Consider the following 1,760-nt stretch of genomic DNA (forward strand, 5'->3'; position numbering starts at 1 on the left):
CGCTGGTTGGCCTGCCCGTTGCAGTCCCAGATCTGCGCCTGCGCGCCGTTCGCCTGCGAGGCGCCGCTGACGTCCAGGCACCGGCCCGACCCCAGACCCTTGAGCGCGCTCGTGCTTCCCGAGGGCGACGACGGAGAAGGCGACGGAGACGGAGAGGACGGCGGCGAAGGCGAGGGTGACGGGGAGGGCGAGGGTGACGGGGAGGGGGACGGCGAGGGCGATGTGCCGGCCAGTTCCTTGATCCGGATGTTGCGGAACGACGCCACGTCGCCGGACCCGTGGTTCTGGATGCCGATGTAGCCCTGCTGGAGGGAGCGGACCGGATCGGTGTTGGTGAAATCGTTGATCTTCGTGCCGTTCAGGAACACCTGCAGCCGCTCACCCTCCACCAGCAGCTCATAGGTGTTCCACTGACCCGGCGGGTTCAGCGCCGCGTCCCGGGCGGCGATGTCGGCCGACTTGAACCCGTAGATCGCCCCCGTCGTCTTGTCCTGGGTGTCGGTCGCGTCGATCTGCACCTCGTATCCGGTGTCGAGCGCCGCCTGAGGGTCACTGGTGGCCGGGAACCCGACGATAACCCCGGAGTTCGAGTCGCCGGTCAGCCTCCAGTCGAGCTTGAGCGAGTAGGACCGGAACTCCTTCGCGTTGTACCACAGCATGCCCATGCCGCCCTGGGAGGTCAGCGTGGCGTCGCTGTTGGCGAACGACCCCGGCCCGGCCTGCGACCAGCCCGTCGTCGAGCCGTTGTACAACGTCGTGTATCCGTTCTCCGGACGGCAGTCCGCGTTGGCCGCCTTGGCCGCGTACCGGATCCCGCCGAGCAGCAGCGTGCGGAAGTTCGAGTCGGCGTACGACTCCTGGGTGTGTCCCAAGCCCGTGTAGAACGCGCGGCCGGAGGACTGGGGGTGGCACCAGGTGATCGGGTGGTCGCCCATGCCGCCGCCGCTGTAGCTGCTCTCGTCCAGGCTCTGCAGCACCCGGACGTTCGGGCGGGGGTTGGTGCGGAAGCTGTACCACTCGTCCGTACGCGACCAGGTCGCGCCCAGATGAGAGGTCGCGGCGTGCGCCCGGTCCTCGTTCCGTACGGTGGCCCGCTGGATCGCCGGGTGGCTGTTGAACCAGGCCCCCATCAGCTGCCCGTAGTAGGGCCAGTCGTACTCGGTGTCGGCGGCCGAATGCACGCCCACGTAGCCGCCACCGCCGTCGACGTACGTCTGGAAGGCGGCCTGCTGGGTGGCGTTCAGGACGTCGCCGGTGGTGCTGAGGAACACCACCGCCTTGTACTGCGCGAGGTTGGCCGTGCTGAAGGCGTTCGCGTCCTCGGTGGCGTCCACCGAGAAGTCGTTCGCGGCCCCCAGGTCCCGGATGGCCTGGATGCCGGTGGGAATCGAGTCGTGCCGGAAGCCGGCCGTCTTGGAGAAGACCAGCACCTTGAAGGCGGCGGCCTGGGCGGGGATGGCGGGGATCACCGCCGCGGCGGCGGCGGTGAGCGCCACCGCGGTCACCGACAGGCGCCGCAGCACGGATGCCTTCCGGTCGTTCCCCGCGCCGCGCCCGGGCGCGGCGGTGGTCAGATGTCGCAGCATGGGGGTCCTTCCGTCGCGGCGCCCGGCGCGGCCGCTTTCGGCGGTGAAAGCTGGGCCGCGCCGGGCGTCACATCTCCTGGTGGTCGGGGTCAGACGCGGGTCCAGCGCTGGTTGGTTCCTCCGGCGCACGTCCAGATGTGCACCTTGCTGCCGTTGGCCGTGCCGTAGTTCGAC

The 1,760-nt window shown here is 69.8% G+C and carries 1 protein-coding gene; it reads right to left on the reverse strand.

Annotated elements, in window-relative coordinates; genetic code table 11:
- Nucleotides 1-1,586 (reverse strand): ThuA domain-containing protein (locus AAH991_RS39970; RefSeq protein ID WP_346231167.1); only part of this gene is annotated, 1,586 nt, incomplete at its 3' end.
- Between the last annotated feature and the right edge of the window lie 174 nt (nt 1,587-1,760).

It is taken from the genome of Microbispora sp. ZYX-F-249 (assembly GCF_039649665.1).
Classification (GTDB): Bacteria; Actinomycetota; Actinomycetes; order Streptosporangiales; family Streptosporangiaceae; genus Microbispora; species Microbispora maris.